Annotated in this window: 15 protein-coding genes and 1 CRISPR repeat array; of the genes, 2 read left to right on the top strand and 13 right to left on the bottom strand. The window is 69.9% G+C overall.

Annotation, left to right across the window (positions count from 1 at the left end):
* Positions 1 to 60: 60 nt before the first annotated feature.
* From MDN94_RS34920 to MDN94_RS34940, 5 genes are all read right to left on the bottom strand, one after another.
* Positions 61 to 237: a hypothetical protein gene (locus tag MDN94_RS34920; RefSeq protein ID WP_482729864.1), complete on the bottom strand. Its 177-nt coding sequence runs from the start codon at positions 235 to 237 to the stop codon at positions 61 to 63.
* A 742-nt stretch (positions 238 to 979) separates the two neighbouring features.
* Positions 980 to 1,354: a PIN domain-containing protein gene (locus MDN94_RS34925; protein ID WP_482729865.1), complete on the bottom strand. Its 375-nt coding sequence runs from the start codon at positions 1,352 to 1,354 to the stop codon at positions 980 to 982.
* Complete coding sequence (locus tag MDN94_RS34930) at positions 1,351 to 1,605, bottom strand: hypothetical protein (RefSeq protein ID WP_482729866.1); 255 nt, start codon at positions 1,603 to 1,605, stop codon at positions 1,351 to 1,353. The genes MDN94_RS34925 and MDN94_RS34930 overlap by 4 nt, the downstream gene beginning before the upstream one ends.
* A gap of 85 nt (positions 1,606 to 1,690) precedes the next feature.
* Positions 1,691 to 2,101: a DUF6233 domain-containing protein gene (locus MDN94_RS34935; protein ID WP_482729867.1), complete on the bottom strand. Its 411-nt coding sequence runs from the start codon at positions 2,099 to 2,101 to the stop codon at positions 1,691 to 1,693.
* Complete coding sequence (locus MDN94_RS34940; RefSeq protein WP_482729868.1) at positions 2,082 to 2,321, bottom strand: hypothetical protein; 240 nt, start codon at positions 2,319 to 2,321, stop codon at positions 2,082 to 2,084. The genes MDN94_RS34935 and MDN94_RS34940 overlap by 20 nt, the downstream gene beginning before the upstream one ends.
* 20 nt (positions 2,322 to 2,341) lie before the next feature.
* Here MDN94_RS34940 and MDN94_RS34945 point away from each other — a divergent pair, with 20 nt between their 5' ends.
* Positions 2,342 to 3,094, top strand: coding sequence for a hypothetical protein (locus MDN94_RS34945; protein WP_482729869.1), 753 nt, complete (start codon positions 2,342 to 2,344; stop codon positions 3,092 to 3,094).
* 277 nt (positions 3,095 to 3,371) lie between these two features.
* Here the strand turns inward: MDN94_RS34945 and MDN94_RS34950 are convergent, their stop codons facing one another.
* The 8 genes from MDN94_RS34950 to MDN94_RS34985 form a co-directional block, all read right to left on the bottom strand.
* Positions 3,372 to 4,550, bottom strand: coding sequence for a N(5)-(carboxyethyl)ornithine synthase (locus tag MDN94_RS34950; RefSeq protein ID WP_482729870.1), 1,179 nt, complete (start codon positions 4,548 to 4,550; stop codon positions 3,372 to 3,374).
* Positions 4,551 to 4,917: 367 nt separating this feature from the next.
* A CRISPR array of direct repeats spans positions 4,918 to 5,557; the repeat unit is 29 nt; unit sequence GGGACCATCCCCGCGGGTGCGGGGAGCAG.
* 645 nt (positions 5,558 to 6,202) lie between these two features.
* Complete coding sequence (gene cas6e / locus MDN94_RS34955) at positions 6,203 to 7,024, bottom strand: type I-E CRISPR-associated protein Cas6/Cse3/CasE (protein ID WP_482729871.1); 822 nt, start codon at positions 7,022 to 7,024, stop codon at positions 6,203 to 6,205.
* The gene (cas5e, locus tag MDN94_RS34960) at positions 7,018 to 7,812 is read right to left on the bottom strand and encodes a type I-E CRISPR-associated protein Cas5/CasD (protein WP_482729872.1); all 795 of its coding nucleotides are present in this window, start codon (positions 7,810 to 7,812) and stop codon (positions 7,018 to 7,020) included. The genes cas6e and cas5e overlap by 7 nt, the downstream gene beginning before the upstream one ends.
* On the bottom strand, positions 7,809 to 8,948 hold the full coding sequence (gene cas7e / locus MDN94_RS34965) for a type I-E CRISPR-associated protein Cas7/Cse4/CasC (protein ID WP_482729873.1): 1,140 nt from the start codon (positions 8,946 to 8,948) through the stop codon (positions 7,809 to 7,811). Before cas7e ends, cas5e begins: the two co-directional genes overlap by 4 nt.
* Before the next feature lie 48 nt (positions 8,949 to 8,996).
* Positions 8,997 to 9,578, bottom strand: coding sequence for a type I-E CRISPR-associated protein Cse2/CasB (gene casB / locus MDN94_RS34970; protein ID WP_482729874.1), 582 nt, complete (start codon positions 9,576 to 9,578; stop codon positions 8,997 to 8,999).
* Positions 9,575 to 11,293: a type I-E CRISPR-associated protein Cse1/CasA gene (casA, locus tag MDN94_RS34975; RefSeq protein WP_482729875.1), complete on the bottom strand. Its 1,719-nt coding sequence runs from the start codon at positions 11,291 to 11,293 to the stop codon at positions 9,575 to 9,577. The genes casB and casA overlap by 4 nt, the downstream gene beginning before the upstream one ends.
* Before the next feature lie 360 nt (positions 11,294 to 11,653).
* Complete coding sequence (gene cas3, locus MDN94_RS34980; RefSeq protein WP_482729876.1) at positions 11,654 to 14,473, bottom strand: CRISPR-associated helicase Cas3'; 2,820 nt, start codon at positions 14,471 to 14,473, stop codon at positions 11,654 to 11,656.
* Positions 14,474 to 17,040: 2,567 nt separating this feature from the next.
* Positions 17,041 to 18,396 carry an NsdA family TPR-like regulatory protein gene (locus MDN94_RS34985; protein ID WP_482729877.1) on the bottom strand — a complete coding sequence of 452 codons (1,356 nt, stop codon included), beginning with the start codon at positions 18,394 to 18,396 and terminating at the stop codon, positions 17,041 to 17,043.
* A 152-nt stretch (positions 18,397 to 18,548) separates the two neighbouring features.
* On the opposite strand from MDN94_RS34985, the gene MDN94_RS34990 reads away from it, so the two are divergent.
* Positions 18,549 to 19,595 carry an NAD-dependent epimerase/dehydratase family protein gene (locus MDN94_RS34990; RefSeq protein ID WP_482729878.1) on the top strand — a complete coding sequence of 349 codons (1,047 nt, stop codon included), beginning with the start codon at positions 18,549 to 18,551 and terminating at the stop codon, positions 19,593 to 19,595.
* Positions 19,596 to 19,600 lie beyond the last annotated feature (5 nt).

Consider the following 19,600-nt stretch of genomic DNA (forward strand, 5'->3'; position numbering starts at 1 on the left):
GTCGGACCATACGGGCAGCCACCGACAACCTCGCCGCCAGCGGCCTGAAGGTGGAAGCGATCAGCGGCGATGGCAGTAGTGCCAGTTCGGATCATGCGGCTCCAGTCCGAACGGCATGCGCACGTACACCGCGCCTTCCCAGGCCTGCCGATACGGCGGCCAGCCCTCCTCGTCCGCTTCCACAGTCACCGCCAGCCCATCCAGCGGCCCGCCCTCAATCCCCAGCGTGTACGTCATCACGCCCCATCAACGCGACGGCGGCCCAAGAAGTCACCAGACAGCTCTGCCGCAGGCGATCAGGCGGACGCCGGCCTGGGCCAGGGCGGCCGACGACCTCGTCGACCGCCAGCGCGGGGAGCAGTGCCATACCCCGAACTCAGGAGAGTCCATGTCGGGACCATCGCCGCGGGCGCGGGGAGCAGGGCCGCGCGCTGTTCTGCCTGTTCGCCCGGGCGGGACCATCCCCGCGGGCGCGGAGAGCAGGACAAGTGGCGCGCCGCGCAGGGCAGCCCCGCGGGACCATCCCCGCGGGCGCGGGGAGCAGACTGCGCGACCTGCGGCTTTATCCGAGACGCCGGGGCAATCAGCAGCCTCGAGCCCGTACGCCTGCTCCGCACCGAAATCAGCAACGCCGGCCTGACCGCCGCGGAAGCCGCGCTGGAACTCGCCCTATGCTTCCACCACGCCGTCCAAAACGACTACGACAAGCTCAGCGCTGCCATCTCACGGCTGCAAAACCTCACTCGCGGCGGCGACTACACGTACTACGTCGACATCGCCCACTTCATGGCCGACCGTTCTCTCAGCGGCGCCTCCGCGGCGCGGTGGCTGGACGGAGAGCAGCCCACCCGCAGCCGATGGCGGACGCTGGTCACCGCACGACGCGAGTACCTGCGAAACGCGCGCTGAGAAGGAAGCCGGCGGCCGTCTCCAGTGGAAACGGCCGCCGTTCCTGCGACGTGCGCCGGCATCTGCGAAATCAGATGGGATTCAGCGGGGTGATCCCTGTTCCCGCGTACAGCTCGGGCTCAAGTGACAAAACCGTGAGCGGCTCACCCGCCTTGACCGCCTGCCAGGCGATCGCCGCGGCGTGAGCCACTGGCCAGTCCACGCTTGGCCAGTCCATCGCATCGACGGCGTGCGCTGTGCTGAAAGGGACACTCTCCGCGAACCGCAGCGACGCGGCGTGCTTGCCCGCTCCTGCAACCTGACGCTCGGCAGCGAGAGCGGACAGCGACGGGACCAGGACGCGGCCCGTGCCGCGCGAGGCCTCGATGTACAGGCCGGTGAAGAACGGATCCGCCCGATAGAGGGCGGTCAGCGCTGTGTGGTCCAGGACGGCCGTCAGATTCACGCGGCGGCGCTGCCCTGATGGGCACGGATCTTCGCCCAGGCGTCTTGACCGGCCTGCGCGACCTGCTCGGTGTACTCGACGCCGAGCTCGCGAGCGGCCTCGATGGCGCGCTGCTCCCGCTCGGCAGCCGTGAGCTCACGGGTGGCGAGCTCCTCCAGCAGCTCCGTGATGGTGGTGCCGCGCTCGTCGGCAAGGGCGCGCAGCCGGTCGCGCACGGCCTCGCTGGTCTTGATGCTCGTCGGCTTACTCATACCTCCGATTCTACCGCTGGTAGAACTCATCTGACCACACCCCCTGAACCTCCTGGCAGCTCCGTGGCGCCGGACACGCGAGAGCTCAGGCGCCGCCCCTCTCCACCCCGCGCCATGTCGTGCTCGGGCACTCAAGAAAACCCAACTCCGTATCGGGATGGCAGTGTGTGCAAGCCGGAACACCGTCCACGAGAGCCCGGCGGGCTTCGTCCCGGCTGAGGGTCCTGCGGCGTGTGAACCGCATGTAGCAGGCTCCGGTGTGCACCAGGACGGGTGGCGCTCCCTGGCCGATGCCCCGCTCAAGGACCCAGTCCGGGGCCGGTTGGTGGCGGCCGTCGGCCAGCTTGCTGAGCCTGTCGCCGCTCTGCTTCCCGAATCCAGTGGTCGGTCTGCTGAAGTGCTTGAGCTGCACGCGCCGGCAGGAAGTAGAGCATCTGCAGGTGCGTGTGCTCATCGGACATGGCGGTTCGACAGCCCTACGCGACCAGCACAGCATCTTCGGAACGATCCGCGACCGGGGCCGGCTCCTCCCCGAAGGGCTGGGTGAGGGCTCCGGGAGTGTGCTTGAGTGCCATCCGCTGCTCCACGACGGTCTCGGCCGCCACCGTTGCCCAGTACGGGTGGGTCGACACGGCGATCGACAGATCCAGTACCCGTCGGCGCAGCCGCGCCTCCTCGGCTTTCTGCTGCTCGATGTAGCCGGGACTGTCCGGCATCGTGCCCAGGTGACCTGGGCGTGCCCGAAGGTCAGCCGTTCCTGATCAGTCCGGCGGCCGAGTACGACGTCGGCTTGAACCGCTACTTCTCGGTGTGGCTGGCTTCTTCACCGTGGAACACTCAGGCCGCGCATGCCCGGGCCCTGCGGACATACTTCGACTTCCTGTGGTTCGGGCGAGGTCGGTGCGACTGGCGCGACGCGACCATGGACGATCGGGCGGCGTACGAGTGGGGGCGTCGTCGCGACGACCATGGGCCCCGGGTGGAAGACACCAGCTGGGACCGGGAGGTCTCCACGGTCAACCCGTTCAACCTGCGGGCGATCGAGCAGGACCTCGTACGAGCTAATCCCGTTCGCCAGCGCGCTGCTGCGGCGTGGTCGCCTTGGCGCCGCGGGGCTGACGGGAGCACAGGGCGGCAGGTGCTGGCGGAGGCTTCGCACACGGGGCCACGGCGCGAGGTGAGGTGGTTGCCGCCGAGGTCGTACCGGCTGTGGCGCAACGTGGGGCTGAGCGGCTTCGACGCGAACGAGATGCCGATGCGGGCATTCCGGGGCAGGTGGGCGGCGCGGAACGCAGCGTACGCCGACTCGTTGATCCGCACAGGTTTGCGGCTGTGCGAGCACTCGGCGCTGACGGTGTTTGAGTTGCCGGAGTCCCCGCCGCCTGGGTCCGGGATCGTCAACGCGCGGGCGATGCTGCCGCACGATCTCCAAGGGGCACTCGGGGCGGGCGGTGTACTGGCCGGTGTCCGTGCTGCGGGACGTGCGTGACCATGCCACTCGCGCATCCGGCACGACGCGCAGGAAAGCGGCACTTGATGCTGTACGACCAGACGCGCGCCCCACAGTCGGCGGATCAGGCCCGCGGCGTCACAGGATGCCGCGCCCCGGATCCGGGACCGCTGTTCCCGTCGGACGAGCGGGACAAGATCGCCCAGTCTCTCGGAGCTCTACGGACGAGCCGGATTCGAACTCCTCCGCGGGGCGCCCGCCGCGTGGCGGCTCGGGACAACGGTCGCAGGACGGCTGAACACCGGTCGCCCCGACGCTACGGCCGCGCCACCGCCCGGGTCTCCTCGTGGGCATGCGGGTACTCTGCGGTGCGGTGCTGGAAGGCGAGCACCTTGGGGTTTTGGACGACGCCACGGCGGATCTCGATGGCGCGCCGGATCGTGTCGTCGGCGTCCCAGCCGTCCGGGCCCTGGAGCACGACGTCCAGATACGGCAGGAGGGCCTCGCTGTTCTCCCAGGTCGCGGAGTTCCACAGGTAGGAGGGGCTGTGGTCCACCGCGTAGTACCTGACGTGGTCGCCGACGGTGAACATCGGGTCGGTGAAGGTGGTGGGCCGGGCCCAGCCGAAGCCCATGCCCTCGTCGCACGAGACGTCGATGACCAGGGTGCCGGGGGCCAGCCTGGGCAGGTCCTCGTCTATCAGGAACATCAGCGGCGCGTCGGTGTCCTGCAGCACGCAGTTGACGATGATGTCGTGCCCGGCGAGGAACTCGGCCAGCGGCAGCGGGCCGTGCTCGGTGAGGGCGATGCTGCGTCGCGGGTCGAGGGTGTCGTCGGCTTTGTCGTGGTCGAAGTGGACGATCCGCGCGGAGTGGATGGGGGAGCTGACGGCGGTGACCCCCCGCGCGGTGAGCACGTCGACGTCGTGCACGCCCAGGGCGCTGAGCGCGGTCACTGCGCCGCGGGCGGTCGCGCCGAAGCCGATGACGACGGCGCGCTGCCGCCGCCCGTAGTCGCCTGTCACGCCGGTCAGCTGCATGGCGTGCAGGACCGAGGAGTACCCGGCGAGTTCGTTGTTCTTGTGGAAGACGTGCAGGTTGAAGGCGCCGCTGCGGGTCCAGTGGTTCATCGCTTCGAAGGCGATCAGGGTCAGCTGCCTGTCGATGGCGGTCTGGGTGAGCCTCTCGTCCTGGACGCAGTGCGGCCAGCCCCACAGGACCTGACCCTTGCGCAGTTCCGCCAGGTCTTCGTGGAGTGGTTTGGCCAGCAGGATGACATCGCAGTCGGCGATGAGTTCCTCGCGCGTGCGAAAGCCCGCGACGAGCGGGGCGAGCCGGCTGTCCGGGACGCCGAAATGCTCTCCGTAGTTTTCCTGGAGGTAGATGCGCTTGCGGAGACCGGCGTCGATACGGTCGAAATGAGCGGGGTGAACGGGCAGACGATGCTCGTTTTCCTTGCGGGTCTGCGACATGATTCCGAGCGTGAGCTGCTGCAAAATGCCCCTTTGGTTACTCCCTGTTTAGCACACCGGGGCAATCCGGCAGCCGGTCGCGACGGGCAGGGCCAGGGCAGGCGCAGGGGCGGGAGCCGGCTCCGGGCGACATACGCGTGGCCCTGTGCGCTTCCGAGCGGCGGCATCCGTCTCTCCGGCGATCGGGTCGCACGGTGCCGGTCAGCTCTATCGGTCCGGCCTCGATCGACGCTCGCGCGGGCCCCTGAAGGCGCCACGGCACGACGACAAACAGCAATTCCCAGCGCATCCCGTTGCAAGTCAACAAGGATGTCCGTGGCCCGATCGCGCCCGGAACCAGGGCTGTAGGCATTGTTCCCATAGAAGGCCAGCCGCTCAACGGCTGCGGCCAGGGACCATCCCCGCGGGCGCGGGGAGCAGCCCGAAAGGCCACCGTCATGTCTCTTCACCTCGGGACCATCCCCGCGGGCGCGGGGAGCAGCTGCGATGCGAGGCCGCAGCGCGTCGATTGGCGGGACCATCCCCGCGGGTGCGGGGAGCAGCCAGGGTGACCATCCGGTCAAGCTCGGCCGACGGGACCATCCCCGCGGGCGCGGGGAGCAGATTTCCCGCAGGCGGCGGGCACCGTTGTTGCTGGGACCATCCCCGCGGGCGCGGGGAGGAGTTGGGCATGCGGACCTCGTAGAGACGGCGGCGGGGACCATCCCCGCTGGCGCGGGAAGCAGGAGCTGCACGACGCGCGCAAGTTCCGGGAGCTGGGACCATCCCCGCGGGTGCAGGGAGCAGACCGACACTTCCCCGCCGTGGTACCACAGGATGGGACCATCCCCGCGGGTGCGGGGAGCAGCGGAAAACCGGGTACGCGTCGGAGGCGCCCGCGGGACCATCCCCGCGGGTGCGGGGAGCAGGCGGTGTGGGTGAACTTCTCGCGGCGCCAGGTGGGACCATCCCCGCGGGCGCGGGGAGCAGTGCCAAGGGACCACGGTGGGGTCGAGGAACGTGGGACCATCCCCGCGGGCGCAGGAAGCAGATCACGGGCTGGGATCTGTACGTCCTCAACAAGGGACCATCCCCGCAGGTCGCGGGGAGCGAGGGATAACCAGCTGGCCGGTGGCCACCTGAATGTCGGGAGCATCCCCGCGGGCGCGGGGAGCTGCCCAAGACCATCGCAGACATCAGCCTCGCGGGACCATCCCTGCTGGCGCGGGGAGCAGACATGGCTCTGGGAGAAGGCCATCAAGCCAGCGGGACCATCCCTGCGGGTGCGAGGAGCAGTCGCCGGGCGGCCGGCGGGGCGGCGTGCCCCCGGGACCATCTCCGCGGGTGCGCGGAGCAGATCGCCACGCCGGAGAAGTGGGTGGAGGACTGGGGACCATCCCCGCCGTGCGGGGAGCAGCCAACCACGTCCATCACCGTGGCCTGGGGCGCGGGACCATCCCTGGAGGTACGGGGAGCAGACTGACACATAGTCACCCCAGCACATGCCGCCACGATGCAGGACCGCCTCTGTGACCTGGAAGGGAAGGAGCCGTGACCGTAGGAACGAACGCCCCGCCACGAGGGGGCGACACGAGTTATCCCTCCGGGCACAGGGCCGCCTTCCAGCGTTGTGGCCCTTGGGCGGAGGAGGAAGTCAGCCCCGGTGCGTGGTCGATGTGCTGTCATGGCGCTGGGTTCTATGTGGACGGTGGAGCGAGGGTGAGCAGGCCGCAGCCATATGCCTTGGAGGGCCCCATGCCGCTGATGAGGGTGCGGGCCAGGGCGACGGGGTCGGTGACGCGGAGGGTGCCCTCGTAGGTGGCGGTCGCGATGGTGACCTTGGTTGTTCCGGTCTTGCTTCCGGTGTCGTTGGTGAGGGTCTTGGTGAAGACGTGTTTGTCGCGGCGGACGAGGCGGACGTCGAGGATCGGCTCGGCGGTTGTCTCGGTGTCGGCGAAGGGGAAGATGCCGGGCGCCGGGTCGGCGGTGCCGGGTACGGGCAGTAGCTCGAAGCCGTGTTTGTGTACGCGGCTGATGAGCCAGGCGAGTTGTGCTTCGGTCGTGCGGTGGGCGACGCGGTGCGACAAGCGGTGCGCTGGATTGGTGCTCTTCCGGGCGGTTTTCTGGCGGGCAGCCTGTGATGGATTCAGCATCTCGGTGCGTTTGGTGCTCATCACTGGGGAGGCGGTGAGCCGGAACGAGTAGCTCTGCCCGGGCTGAAGGCGGGCGAGGAGCGGTTTGTATTCGGCGACGGCGGGCTTGGCGTCGGCGTGGTCGACGGCCCAGCCAGCCTGCTCTACCAGGGCCGTCCAGTCCGGTTCGGGCTGGGTCAGGACGTACAGGTAGGGGCGGTGGGGGTGGTCGGCGTCCAGGCGCCACAGCGTGCGGCCGGGTTCGGGGTGGTAGGCGACGGCACCGAGGACGGCGGCGTGTATGGCCTGGGGAGATCTGAGGAGTTTGCGGGTGCCGTCGCGCAGCGGCGCGAGGGGGATGCGGGAGAGGTAGGTCATGGTCACCATCCAAGGAGTGCGAGGGGGTCGTGTTCCTCGCTGGCCGGTGTCCCGGAGTCGGGGGTGAAGCCCGTGGCGAGGGTGATCAGCCGGTGGGTTACGCGCCGGGTGGTGTGCCGCTGCTGGCCGAGGGCGAAGCTGAGGAGCTGGTCGTGAAGGAGGGTGTCGCCGTTGGGGTCGTCGATCGTGGCCGGCAGGCCGATCGTGGCGGGGCTGGCTCCGCGGTTGCGGTTCTGCCACACGGTCCGGGCGTGGGGAGAGGCCAGCCAGTCCTGCTCCGTCAGGGCCTCGATCAGAGGGCTTTCGGTGAGGCCGAGGGCGAGAGGGAAGGTGGGTGGGCAGGAGCGGCGGCCGAGGCCGAGGAGGCAGGCTGGGGCCTTTGCGGCAGCGGCCAGTTCGTCCATGACGTCGGCCGGGCCGTTCACCCCGACGAGGAATGCGGCGTCCTGGAGGTAGAACCGTTGGGTGGGCTGGATGTACCGGGGCTTGCTCGTTGGCTTCTGCCGGCCCTTGGCGTTGAGGTTCGTCGACAGTAGTGGGACGCCTCGGTAGTCGCTGACGGTGTGGTAGTCGCGCAGCAGGGTGCCCGGTACGTCGGCTCGGACGCCCATGGTGAGGTCGGCGAGCTGGCCGAGGGGCTCGTCGCGGTCGCGGCCGAGCGCGGCGGCGAGGAGTCCTATGACGCCGGACTTCGTCGGCTGTGGGGCGGTGTGCCGGCTGTCGAGGACGGCGCGGTGGTCGCCCCAGGCCTGCAGCGGGGCGGCGAGCCGCAGCAGCACTGTGGCCGTGCCGGTCACCGGGAGAGCTCCGTCGTCAGCGCGTCCAGCAGGCCGGGGAACGTGAGGGGCTGGCCGAAGCTCTCGTCGAGGGCCTTCGCGGTGGTGTCGGTGAACGCGTGCGTGACGCCGGTCCACAGAGCCGGGGCACCCCACGTGGTGGCGATGGCGGTCTGCTCGGCGGCCAGCGCGGCCGCGGACGGGGCGGCGTAGCCGGTGGAGCCGTACGCGGTGATGGGCTTCTCGAAGGCGGTGACGAGGTTGATGGGTTGGTCGTCGCGGATGGTGACGGCGACGAGCTGCGGCATGGTGCGGTGGGCGAAGGAGTTGCCGTAGCCGGCGGGCATGGAGCGGACGAAGGCGGACAGGAACGCGGTGGTGGCCTTCACTGCGGCGGCCGGGTCGGACAGGTTGGTGTCGAGCTGGTGCAGGGCGACAGCGCCGTAGCGGTAGAAGGTGGCGGAGTTGAAGCCGATCCGGCCCATCATGCCGGCGCCTTTGCTGTCGGGTCCCTGCCGGTCGTCCACGGCCGTGTAGAAGTCGAATTCGAGCTCGGCGCCATGGGTGGCGATGGCGTGTGCGACTTGGCATGCGGCGTTGACGTCGATGTCGGGGAGGTTGGCGACCATGCGGCCGAAGAGTGCGACGTCGATGGGGTGGCCGGTCATCAGTGCCGTACGGGCTTGGGCGGCGGTGAACTCCGCGGCGAGCTTCTTGTCGTCCAGGGCGGCGAGCTGGTCCGCCCGGTCGGCGACCAGGTCCACCAGCTGTTCGATCTGCTTGTTGCCGTAGAACAGCTGATATGCGCTTTCCTCCTCCTTGTTCTTGCTGGCAGAGATCCCAAGCGGTGCCAGCACCGCGGCTGCGAGCCGGGCGGCCGACGTCTCGTCCAGTCCGGTGCGGGCGGCGATGCGGCCGGCGAGGTGGTCGGCGATCTGCTTGGTGCGAGTGCCGAGCTGGTCTTCGCCGATCCCGAGGGAGGAGAAAGCCATACGGGTTGCTCGCTTCCACGCCTGCGAGGAAGCCCGCGGCCGGCGTACCCCGCCGTAGGTCGCTTCCTTCGGAGCGCCGGCGTCGTCCCGGTTCAGGTTGGACGGCGGCACGGTCTGCAGCACGTGAACGTCGATGAACCGGCGACGGGTCAGGCCGATGGACATGCTGAACTCCTTGCTGAGATGGAACGTACTGAGGGTGCGGCGGCGGAGCTACTTCTCCGGGGTCTTGGCCCACGCGTAGTAGTCCGACCCCCACGTGCGGACCGTGCGTGCCCGGGAGTCGGGGAATGGCCACGACCGCAGGTCGGTCAGGAGCCGGGTGTAGTCGAGGGGCTGTCCAGTGACGGCTAGCTGGGAGACCAGGCCGCGCAGGTGGTAGAAGGCCGTGCCCATGCTGCGGGCCTGCGCGGCGGCGGCCATCCGGCTGTCGACGCCTTCCCGGCTGAACCGGTCGTGCAGCGTCCGCATGGCGGTACCGAGGCGCACGCCGGATCGGTGCATCAGCCGGGGCTGGCCCTGCTGGTGGGCGGCGAACAGAGCGAGCGCCATGTGTTCAGCCACCAGCCGGTCGGGAACCAGACCGCGTGCGGCCAGGTCGTCATCGACACGGGAGCGGTAGAACGGCCACATCTGCGGCACCTGCCCGGCATCGACGGTCAGGCCCAGACGCAGTGCCGCCAGCTCACCGCCAGGGGGCATCGAACTGGCCTTGGGCCGTCCGGGCTCGAACTGTGCCCAGTACCAGGGTGCTTCCTTGCCGGATGTGCCGGCATTCGTCTCGGGAGTGGTCATGCTGCGGTCTCCTCGGCGGTGGCCGGCTGCGGGTACAGGTGGGTCAGGGTCTTGCGTACGGCGGCGTAGAAGTACCGTTCAGCGCTCGCCTGCTGGTAGATGGTCGTGACCGTCTTGCCGCGGTCCTTCTTCGTGACGGTCCGGCCGGTGAACGCCTTGCCGGGCAGACGATGCAGGAGTTCCTCGGCGGCCGCCCGCGCCGCTCGCTCTGCGAGGGTCTCGAAGGCCTTGTGCGCCTGGTCGAGTTCGTCGTCGTCGGGGTTGCGCTGGCAGCCGGTGAGGAATCGGCGCACCAGTGGGTCGAGGACGTGGAGGAGCTTGGTGCCGGCGTGCTGCCCTTTGCCTCGGGCTGGCGGCTCGCCACCGATCGCACGCAGCAGGTTCGCGGCCAGGTGATCGACGGCGCGGGCCAGCGCCTGGGCCTGCTCAGTTACGAGGATCACCGAGCCGCGTACGGCGAGGTCGGAGCGGAGCGCGCCGACGGGGATGGGGACCTCGTCGGTGAGGACGTCGTAGACGATAGCGCCCTTGGTGTCGTAGACCATCCCGCATGTCGCTGCCCGCAGGGGGTAGTCCGGCGGCAGGTCACCGAGCAAGGTCGCGGCAGCAGCCTGCATCAGCAGCCCAGACGTCTCGTATCCAGCGGTGTCCCGGTCGATCGTCAGCAACGCGTCCAGGCCCTGCCATCCCGTCAGGCCCGGCAGGTGCCTGCGCGGGTAGCGGACACTTCCCTTGGCCTTGTCTGTCTTGATCGTCCAGCAGGTATGGGGGTCCTCCGGCTGCGGCCCGTCGATTCGGTCCCCGGCAGACATCACGACCCACCGAACCTGTTCGGGTACGCCGCCGGCATCTGACGGCTCGAGGGCCAGCCGAATACGGCGCTCCTGCCACGTGAACAGGTCCAGCACCCCTGCAGGCGTCCGCATCTGCCAGTATGGGCCCATCGGCGCCCGATCCCACTGCGGCCGGTCCCCGGCAGTCCGCTCGCCCTGCGGCAGGTTCAGCACAATCGTGTCGAACAGGGTGCGGCCCAGGGGCGTCACCACACCCAGCTTTCCAAGCGGGCCAGTACGGTTGCCCGTGGTCTTGCCCGCCTTCACCTGCGGGTCACCGACCGCTGCCGTCTTGATCGCGCCTGTGTCCCAGCACTGCGCATGCAGCATCCAGCGCACCGCTGCCCCCACAGGCAGCGGTGCCGGGTCGGACACCAGCCGGGCATCCCACAACGGGGTGTTGTTACCCGTCGCCACATGCGGCATCAGCACCGACACCGGATGGACCTTTCCACCCGGGTGTTCCAGCCCGGCGGCCTGGCCGAACGGCGCCGTGTCGTCGAACACGTTAAAGCGGTCAAGGCGCTTGTCCAGATACCGGCCGATCGCCTCCTGCTGCTGGAGCGTGAATCCGCCCTCGTCCATCATGTCCGCCCACGCGCCCGGGTCGATGGGTCCCAGCGCGTCGAGAACAACCGGTACGAGGACCTGCCGCAGAAGCACCGGCACCATGGTCGGCATGTCCGGCGCCAGCCTCGTGAACGTGTGTGCCCTAAGGAGGGCCTCGCGCAACGGAACCTCTCTCGGCCCGTCGGGCCCCTCAACCGGCAGCCAGCCGAGACCGTCGACCAGACACCACCTCGGATCCGACAAAGTCCCCTCCTCTGAGGTCCTTTGAGCAGGCATCAGCCCGGCCGCGCGTTCCGCGCGACCCGACGACATACATACAGGAGGGGTCTGACAATCCGATCCGAATTCAGGCAATCCCTACCGTCCGCAGAGCCGAACCGCTTTCATTGGGTGGCGAAGCCTTGCGCATCCGCATGATGCGCGGGACTACGCGATCAACGAGCCGTCAGGGCAGCCGCTCGCCCTCGGCTGCGCGGAGCGAATGGGCGGGGGCGCGGTGCGACAAGCGGGATCCCGCGACCGGGCGGGATTCCGTCCCCCTCCACCGTGCGAGGCATCCCTACGAATGTGGGGGTGGTCTGGCCAATCACTCCCACCTGCGGGTTGTGCAGGCGGGGCCGCGGGGCGCGGCTTCCTGGCCGACAGCCTGCCAGGCGCTGAACGGGTTACAGCTCAGGTGCGCGTGTATGCCAGTCCGGTCTCGGCGTCGTAGCTCACTGCGTACTCGCCGATCGTGGCAGTGAGGGAGGGGCTGAGCACGAGCGCGCGGGTGTTGCGGAGCCAGGCGTGATCGTTCCATCCGGGCAGTGGGCTCAGGTTGTCGATCGCAGCGGGCGTGAGGCGCTGTGGCAGGCGCATCATGTCCCCGGCGAGGGTTTCAAGGAGATCGCCGCTAGGTGTTCCACCAGAGCCGAGGCGTTGCCCCTCGAGGGTGCGGTACCCGGCGGAGTCCTGAACGAGGAGGATGACCTCGAGGGACATGTCGCCGTCTCGGACGGTGGCGGCGAGGTGGTCCTCGGTGGCAGCTTCGGTGGCCGCGTAGTGGAGGCCGTCCAGGTGCGGGAGGGCGCGCTCGCCGGGCCGGGACAGGAGGAAGGGGCCGGCAGCCTGGCGGCGGTCGTTCTGCTTGATCTCCCAGTCCGCTTGGGCCTGTTGGCCAGCGGTAGCCCAGGCGTCGGGTACGAGGTCGCTTTCGCCGTAGACGGCGGCAACAAGGCTGGGGACCTGTGAGGGGATGGCCCAGCCGTCGGCACTCTCCGCATCGAGGACAGCGGCTGCGGTGCGCATCAGGAGGTGACGGCCGTAGATGAACTCTGCGCCACGGTCGATCGCGGGCGGGGTGTCGAGGCGGGGCTGCATGGCGGTGACGTACACGGTGGGTCGGCGCAGGTCGCCGGGCCGTTTCGTGGCGGTGTGCCGGTGGACGCGGCCGATGCGCTGGAGGAGGAGGTCGATCGGCGCGAGGTCGGTGACGATCAGGTCGGCGTCAATGTCGAATGACTGCTCGGCGACCTGGGTGGCCACCAGGATCAGCCGATCCGGGCGGGGCGTGCTGCTGGGGCCGAGCTGGTTGAGGAGGCGTTCGGTGCGGTCGGCGCGGGCGCTGGTAGTGAGCTGCCCGTGCAGGATCACGCGTTCTTTGGGGAAGGCTGCGGCGAGTTCGCGGTAGGTGCGCTGTGCGCGCCTGACGGTGTTGCGGATGACGAGGGCAACGCCGCCGTCGGCGAGTTTGCGGGTGAGGAGGTCGATGACGGGCTGCTCGATGTCCCGGTCCGTGCGTGGGTCGTTCCTGCGGGCGGGTGCTTCGGGCAGAACACGGACCTGTACAGGCAGGTCATCGCGCCAGGTCGAGGCGTGGGCGACGAGGGGGGAGGTCATGCCGGGCCAGACGGCGGTGACGTTTGGGTACCCGCCGGGGGTGGGCAGCTGTGGGCTGTCGGCACTGCCGGTGGCGCCGGACATGTAGGCGTCGGCGAGCTCGGCACGCTGCGTGGGCGGCAGGGTCGCGGACAGCAGCAGGACCGGAATGCGGGCCTGGCCGAGCCAATGCAGGGCCTCCTTGAGGAACTGGGACATGTAGACGTCGCAGGCGTGGACCTCGTCGAGGATGACGACCTTTCCGGCGAGTCCGGCGGTGCGGAGCATGACGTGTCGGGTGCGGGTGGCGGCGTACAGGAGTTGGTCGATGGTGCCGACGGTGAGGTGTGCGAGGAGGCCACGCTTGGGGCCGAGGAACCAGTCGGCCGGGCCCTGACGGTTCGCACAGCAGGAGTCGGGGGCGTCTTCCTGCACGGTGCGGAACCGGGCGTCGGCAGTGGTCCAGTCACCTGACTGGATGGCTTTCCATTCGGGGTTGAAGGCGCGCTTGCCGTGGAGGAGTACGACGTCGTCCTCGCTGCCTGGTTCGGCTGCGGCAGCCCAGGCGCGGACGCTCGTGAACATCGGGTCGGCGGTCGCCTGGGTGGGCATCCCGACGAACACCCCGGACAGACCGAACCGTTCGGCCAGCACCTCCGCCGCGGCCAGTGCCGTCTTCGTCTTGCCCTCGCCCATCGGGGCCTCAAGGAACACCAGGCCTGGCGCACCCATCGCCCGGACGACATCGACGGCAAGGGCCTGCGAGGCACGGGCATCGTGCCCGAACCGCAGCTTCACCAGATCGGTGCCGTCGGTCGGCTGCAGGCGGCGCAGACCCCCGCCGAAACGCCCCTGCCGCCAGGAGGCCACAGCCCTGCGCCGCGCGCCCGCGAGGGTGATACGTGCCAGCTCGGGAATGCCGGGGAACTGCGCTGCATCGGAGGCAATCCAGTCGGCCATCACGACCAGGCCGAGGAGGCCAAGTTGTTCGGCGCGCGCCGGCACTGTCACAGGCTGGACGTCGGCGAGTGAGTCGTAGCCGAGCGCGGCAGTGAACACCTCGACGACGAGAGCTTGCGCCCGCTTCCACTCATGGGTCTTGCCGTGAGCGTCGCCGCGCGCGTGTGTGATGTCCTTCGCCGTGGCGCCGCGCAAGGTGCCGTGGTGTCCAGACACCAGCGGACACACCCAGTCCACATGCCGCCGCTCCCACCCGCCAACATCCTTGAGGGACTGGCGGAGGAGAAACGCCCCGGCCTTGTCGTGGCTCCACTGACGGGAAGTGTCGGCGGTCACCAGGCCAGCACGCCAGGTGAGGCCAACATCGGCTAGCGCGGCGGCCTCGGCTCCGGACTTCCGCTGAAACGCGGGAGTTGCCTTGCCGCAGTCGTGAATCCCGCAGAGCCATGCGAAGAACCGGCGGCCGTTCCCGTCGGACAACCGTGCGAGCATGTCGCGGGTGGCGGGCGCCAGGTAATGGTCGAACATAAACTCTGCGACGGCCGCGGTGTCGAGCATGTGGCAGAGCAGCAGGGACATCGTCCCGCCGCCCTTCTCCGCGGATTTCCCCCACAGGGTTCCCAAGCGGGCTATCTCCTCAGTCGTCAGCCCGAGGCGGTCACAGATCTGCAGCATGACCCGAACGGTACGGCCCGACGCTGACAACTTGACCGAGCGTATCCCGGCGGACAGGTACGGAGGGGGGCGTCGCACGTGTGAGTTCGTGATTCCCGAGGATGCGGGCCGAGTCGCCATAAGTGGGCGTCAGCCGCAGTGCTTTGGATAAAATCGCATGTCTTGAAGTGTGCTCCCCGCGCCCGGGGATGGTCCCACGCCGCCCGCCCCGGACCGCGCGGCGAGGATGTGCTCCCCGTACCCGCGGGGATGGTCCTAGCAACAGCACACGACCATCGAGATGCGAGACTGTTCCCAGCACCCGCGGGAATGGTCCCCACTCGAAATACGCCTGTCGGGGCCGGGGCGCCTGCTCCCCGCGCCCGCGGGGATGGACCCTCCGCGAGACGGTCTTCCGACTCCCGGTAGTCCTGCCCCCCGCGCCCGCAGGGATGGCCCCAACATGGAAAAGGCCTACGAAATCCTCGTGAACTGCTCCCCGCGCCCGCGGGGATGGTCCCCTGGCGCAGGGTGTGCTTGCCCTGTTCCTCGCCTGGTCCCCGCGCCCGCGGGGATGGTCCCTCGGGCTCGTCGCCCTCGGGCCGGTATCCGCCCTGCTCCCCGCGCCCGCGGGGATGGTCCCGTGCCGCCGCACGCGTTGTCGTCCGCCGGGCGCTGCTCCCCGCACCCGCGGGGATGGTCCCACCAGTCCTCGCGCACGACCGGTTCGGCCGGCCTGCTCCCCGCACCCGCGGGGATGGTCCCTCCCGTTCGCCGCGACCAGGGCCACGGCCAGGCTGCTCCCCGCAGCCGCGGGGATGGTCCCCGTAGTGCGCCCGGGCGCCGCCGCGTCCCTCCCTGCTCCCCGCACCCGCGGGGATGGTCCCTCGATCGTGGCGCGCCCGTGGTCGTCGAGGCACTGCTCCCCGCACCCGCGGGGATGGTCCCATCGCCCTGACCGGGGTGTGTGTCGCTGCGCTCTGCTCCCCGCACCCGCGGGGATGGTCCCTCGATCCTTCTTTTCGGTGGCATGGGTGGGGGCTGCTCCCCGCACCCGCGGGGATGGTCCCGTCACTGCCGACCTGACCGCGTCGGGCACGCTCTGCTCCCCGCACCCGCGGGGATGGTCCCTCGATCCTTCTTTTCGGTGGCATGGGTGGGGGCTGCTCCCCGCACCCGCGGGGATGGTCCCGGTGCCGGTGACACCCCCATTGCCCAGCGGATCTGCTCCCCGCACCCGCGGGGATGGTCCCGCTCTGCGAAGAGGGCGACGACCCAGAGGAACCTGCTCCCCGCACCCGCGGGGATGGTCCTGCGGTGGGGCGAGGCCACCGGCCTCAGGGCCTCTGCTCCCCGCACCCGCGGGGATGGTCCCAGAGCCACGTGCCGGGCGTTCACGGCGATGTCCTGCTCCCCACACCCGCGGGGATGGTCCCGTCGAGGGGATCCCGCTGTGCGCCACGTAGGCCTGCTCCCCGCACCCGCGGGGATGGTCCCGCCCAGAAGGACGTCAACCGCCTGGCGGTTGCCTGCTCCCCGCACCCGCGGGGATGGTCCCGCCCCACAGCGTCTTAACGGCCGCGTCGCCCTCTGCTCCCCGCACCCGCGGGGATGGTCCCTACGTCATCGCCGACCGGGTCGGCATGACGGTCTGCTCCCCGCACCCGCGGGGATGGTCCCCACCTCGTCGACCAGGCCCTCCGCGGCCCGTCCTGCTCGCCGCACCCGCGGGGATGGTCCCACCTGCCGCACCCGGGCGTCGGTCACCGTGGTCTGCTCCCCGCACCCGCGGGGGTGGTCCCTGCCCGCCGCACGCCAGGAGCTCGGGCGCGCGCTGCTCCCCGCGCCTGTGGGGAAGGTCCCTCGGAGAGCAGTAGCGGCGGTCGGCCTTGCCTGGACAGTTGGTGCGGTTGGCGGTGGGGCTGACAAGGGTTGCTGGACGGGCCGCGCAAACGCCTGGAGCGGCTCGGCACCACGCCGTCGGCCCCGGAGCCGGGGGCGCCCGCAAAGCCGTCCACGACACCCATGAGCGCCTTCGAGCGGGGCCGTTGCGGCCCTGGCCGTGGTACAAGGCCCGCACGGGCTCTGTGAAAGGCCCCACAGGCCACGTCGAACGACTCGAAGACGACACTTAACCTGGCCCGGCCACGTCGAGCTCGCGAACGCTACATCACTGATGTTCGATCGCCTCACGCCAACCCACAGTCCAAGTTTTGGGTGTCGGACTGGTTTGGGTCGGCATTGGCGGCCCAATGCGATTCGTGGTCTCCCTCGGCTTCGGGGAAACTTGGCGCTGTCCGGCGAAGAGGGCGGGGCTCCCGCCGTGGATGCCGGTGTTGGTGCGCGCTGGTCTCGGCCCACGTGCCCTGCTGACCCCCTTTCCTGACCCCGGACCTCGGCACGGTCCTCGCCGCGCTTGCCCGAGGAGGGATCCGTGGAGTTCGTCTGGAAGACGCAAGACGGGATGATCAGCTAAGCGATCGTCGACGACACCGAGCTGCTGGGTGACGGCCATGATGGCAGTATCTCGGCGATGTCCACCGGACTCTCTGGCGCTCGCTTGGGGCCCGACCACGATCAGCGGGGTATCATCCGGCGAGTCGTTCCCGGGCATACTCACGCAGCTCGACTATTGGCTGCTCGGTCCGGTTGTCCAGACGGTGGATGAGAGCGGAGACGAGGTCGACGCAGCGGGCTGCTCCTGAACCGAGGGCGGCGTCGAGGGCGGTGCGGGCATCGGTCGCGGCGGCCGCAGCGTCTCGGCCTTGGAGAGAGCCTTCGGCACGGTAGGTCAGGAACACCGCTTTGGTACGGGAGCGGCGTGGATCGAGTTCGTCCAGCCCGGCGCCGATCGCGGCGTCGGCGCGGCCCGGGTCGCCGAGGTCGAGCCAGCACCTTCCGGCGTCGGCGCTGACGTCCGCCATCGACATCCAGGAGACCACTGGAGGCGTGTCCTGCGGGCGCATCCGCTCCAATTCGGTCTCGGCGGACGCCAGCGCGCGACCGGTTCCCTGGCGGTCTTGGAGTACGGCGCAGGCCCGGGCGCGGCGTACGTCGAGCAGGGAGCGTGCAGCCGGGGTACGGGTGCGGGAGCGGGCGAGCTCCAGGACGTGGACCGCGTCGGCGGGCCGGGAGAGCCAGGTGGCCTGGTAGGCGAGATCGGACAGGGCGACGGCGGCCAGATCGCGATCCCCGGCCTGGTGGGCGGCATGGACGGCGGCCTGCCAGTGGCGTTGGGCATCCGCGTGCCGGTCCGCGTCGAAGCGCAGCCACGCGGCGCAGTGCGCGAGGTCGGCGGTCACGGCGTGGAGCCGGCGGCCGATGGGCGGGGTGTAGCGGTCCTGGGTGATGAGGTCGATGGCGGTGTTGAGGTGGGCGTCGATGAGACCGGAGACGTGCGGGTGCGGTCCGGCGGCAAGAGTGCGCAGCTCGCCGGAGCGCTGCTCCAGCCAGGTCAGCAGTTCCTGGTCGACGCGCTGCCCGCCTAGGGCCTGGGACAGATGGCGGGGCTCGATGCGGGCCCAGTCGGCGGCGATCTCCACGAGGGTGCTGCTGCTGAGTACCAGGAAGGATCGTCGGTCCATGCGGGTAACCTGCACCTCTCTCAGGGCGGCCCGGCTTCCCAACGGGCTGAAGGGGGCGGGTTGTTCGAAGGCGGGCAGCCAGTGGGGCCAGCCGAGCTGTTCGACCATGGCGGCGGGAACGTTGAGGACGCCCGCCAGGAGCGCCTGGCTCTCCTGGTTCGGCGTGGTGCCTGTTTCCCAGAGCCAGATCCGGTTGCGGTCGATGCCGCTGCGCAGGCCGCGCCGTCGGGCTTGGTCGCGGAGCAGGCGGGCGAGGTCGTCTCCGGACCAGTGGTGATGGCGGCGCAGGTGCGCCAGCGGATGCCGGTCGAGATCCATGTCGCCCCCGGGTGTCGCCGCCGATGTCTCCTTCTTCACCATGCCGTACCCGGCTGGGCGGTGGGGCGGTTTCGTTGGGGGCGGGCACACACCGGACACACAGTCATCCCCTGGAGCGAGCGGGATGGCCGGTGGTGTTCTCGACGGCGTGACGCCGCGCATTCGCGTGGCGCTGTCGAGAAGGGCAGACCTACGTGAACACAAAGGATCGCCTTGCTGATCTGTCCGGTGCAACGGTCACGGTGACCGGCGGCTTCGGGCTGGTCGGCAGTCGTATCGTGCACAAACTCCGGGCGTTGGGCGCGAAGCCGCTGGCCGTGGGCCGCCTCGACGCATACGGAAGTTCCCTCTACTCCTCCGTCTTCGAGATCTCCCCTCGGGACCCGGACGTCATCGCCGGCGACATCACCGATGCCGCGCTGATGGACGACTTGCTGTCCCACAGCGACTACGTCATCCACGCCGCGGCCCTGGCGGACGTCGCGGAGTGCACCCGCAACCCGGCGGCGGCGCTGAAGGCCAACATCGACGGCACTCAGACCGTGCTGGATGCCGCGGCCCGGCACGGCGGCATGCTGAAGCGGCTGGTCTTCGTCTCCTCGGCCAGCGTCTACGGCACCGGAACCGGTTCAAGAGATGTGAGAGCCCGGTTCGGTGAGTCCGATCCTCTGGTGCCTGCGTCGGTCTACGCCAACACCAAGCTGTGGGGCGAGCATCAGACCGCCCTGACCCTGGGCGGGGTCGGCGACTCGTACGCGATCGTGCGGTACTTCTCTGTCTACGGAGAGCCGCAGGTGGTCAAGGAGAACAGCCATAGCTGGGTGGTGGCCTGGTTCGCGATGCGGGCCGCGCTCGGCCTGCCGCTGCATCTCAACGGCGGCGGATCACAGGTCCGCGATTTCGTGCACGTCGACGACATCGCGGAGGCGACCCTGCTGGCGGCCGTGACCGAGGGCGCGGACCGCACCACGCTCAATGTCGGTACCGGCCGCGCCACTTCCATCCGGCAGGTCGCCGACCTGGTGCGCGGCCACTATCCCGGGGCGCGAATCGTCGAGACCCCCCGCCCGCAGGGCGACCCGTTCGGCGCCTGCGCCGATACCACCCGTATGCGCCAGGTGCTGGGCTGGGCGCCGCGCGTGGACATCGAGGACGGCGTGCGCCGCTACCTCACGTGGCTGGAGGACACCCCCGGGGCGATCCCGTCATGGCTGCACGCCGAGGCCCGGAACGTTGCGTGAGGAGG

Source organism: Streptomyces sp. WAC00040, from assembly GCF_056835925.1.

Coding starts and splice junctions, on each gene's coding strand:
- cas7e (WP_482729873.1), bottom strand. CDS start 8,948: ATGTCCATCGGCCTGACCCGTCGCCGGTTCATCGACGTTCACGTGCTG.
- MDN94_RS34985 (WP_482729877.1), bottom strand. CDS start 18,396: ATGGTGAAGAAGGAGACATCGGCGGCGACACCCGGGGGCGACATGGAT.
- MDN94_RS34935 (WP_482729867.1), bottom strand. CDS start 2,101: ATGCTGTGCTGGTCGCGTAGGGCTGTCGAACCGCCATGTCCGATGAGC.
- casB (WP_482729874.1), bottom strand. CDS start 9,578: ATGACCACTCCCGAGACGAATGCCGGCACATCCGGCAAGGAAGCACCC.
- MDN94_RS34940 (WP_482729868.1), bottom strand. CDS start 2,321: ATGCCGGACAGTCCCGGCTACATCGAGCAGCAGAAAGCCGAGGAGGCG.
- MDN94_RS34920 (WP_482729864.1), bottom strand. CDS start 237: ATGACGTACACGCTGGGGATTGAGGGCGGGCCGCTGGATGGGCTGGCG.
- casA (WP_482729875.1), bottom strand. CDS start 11,293: ATGTCGTCGGGTCGCGCGGAACGCGCGGCCGGGCTGATGCCTGCTCAA.
- cas6e (WP_482729871.1), bottom strand. CDS start 7,024: ATGGTGACCATGACCTACCTCTCCCGCATCCCCCTCGCGCCGCTGCGC.
- cas3 (WP_482729876.1), bottom strand. CDS start 14,473: ATGCTGCAGATCTGTGACCGCCTCGGGCTGACGACTGAGGAGATAGCC.
- MDN94_RS34930 (WP_482729866.1), bottom strand. CDS start 1,605: ATGAGTAAGCCGACGAGCATCAAGACCAGCGAGGCCGTGCGCGACCGG.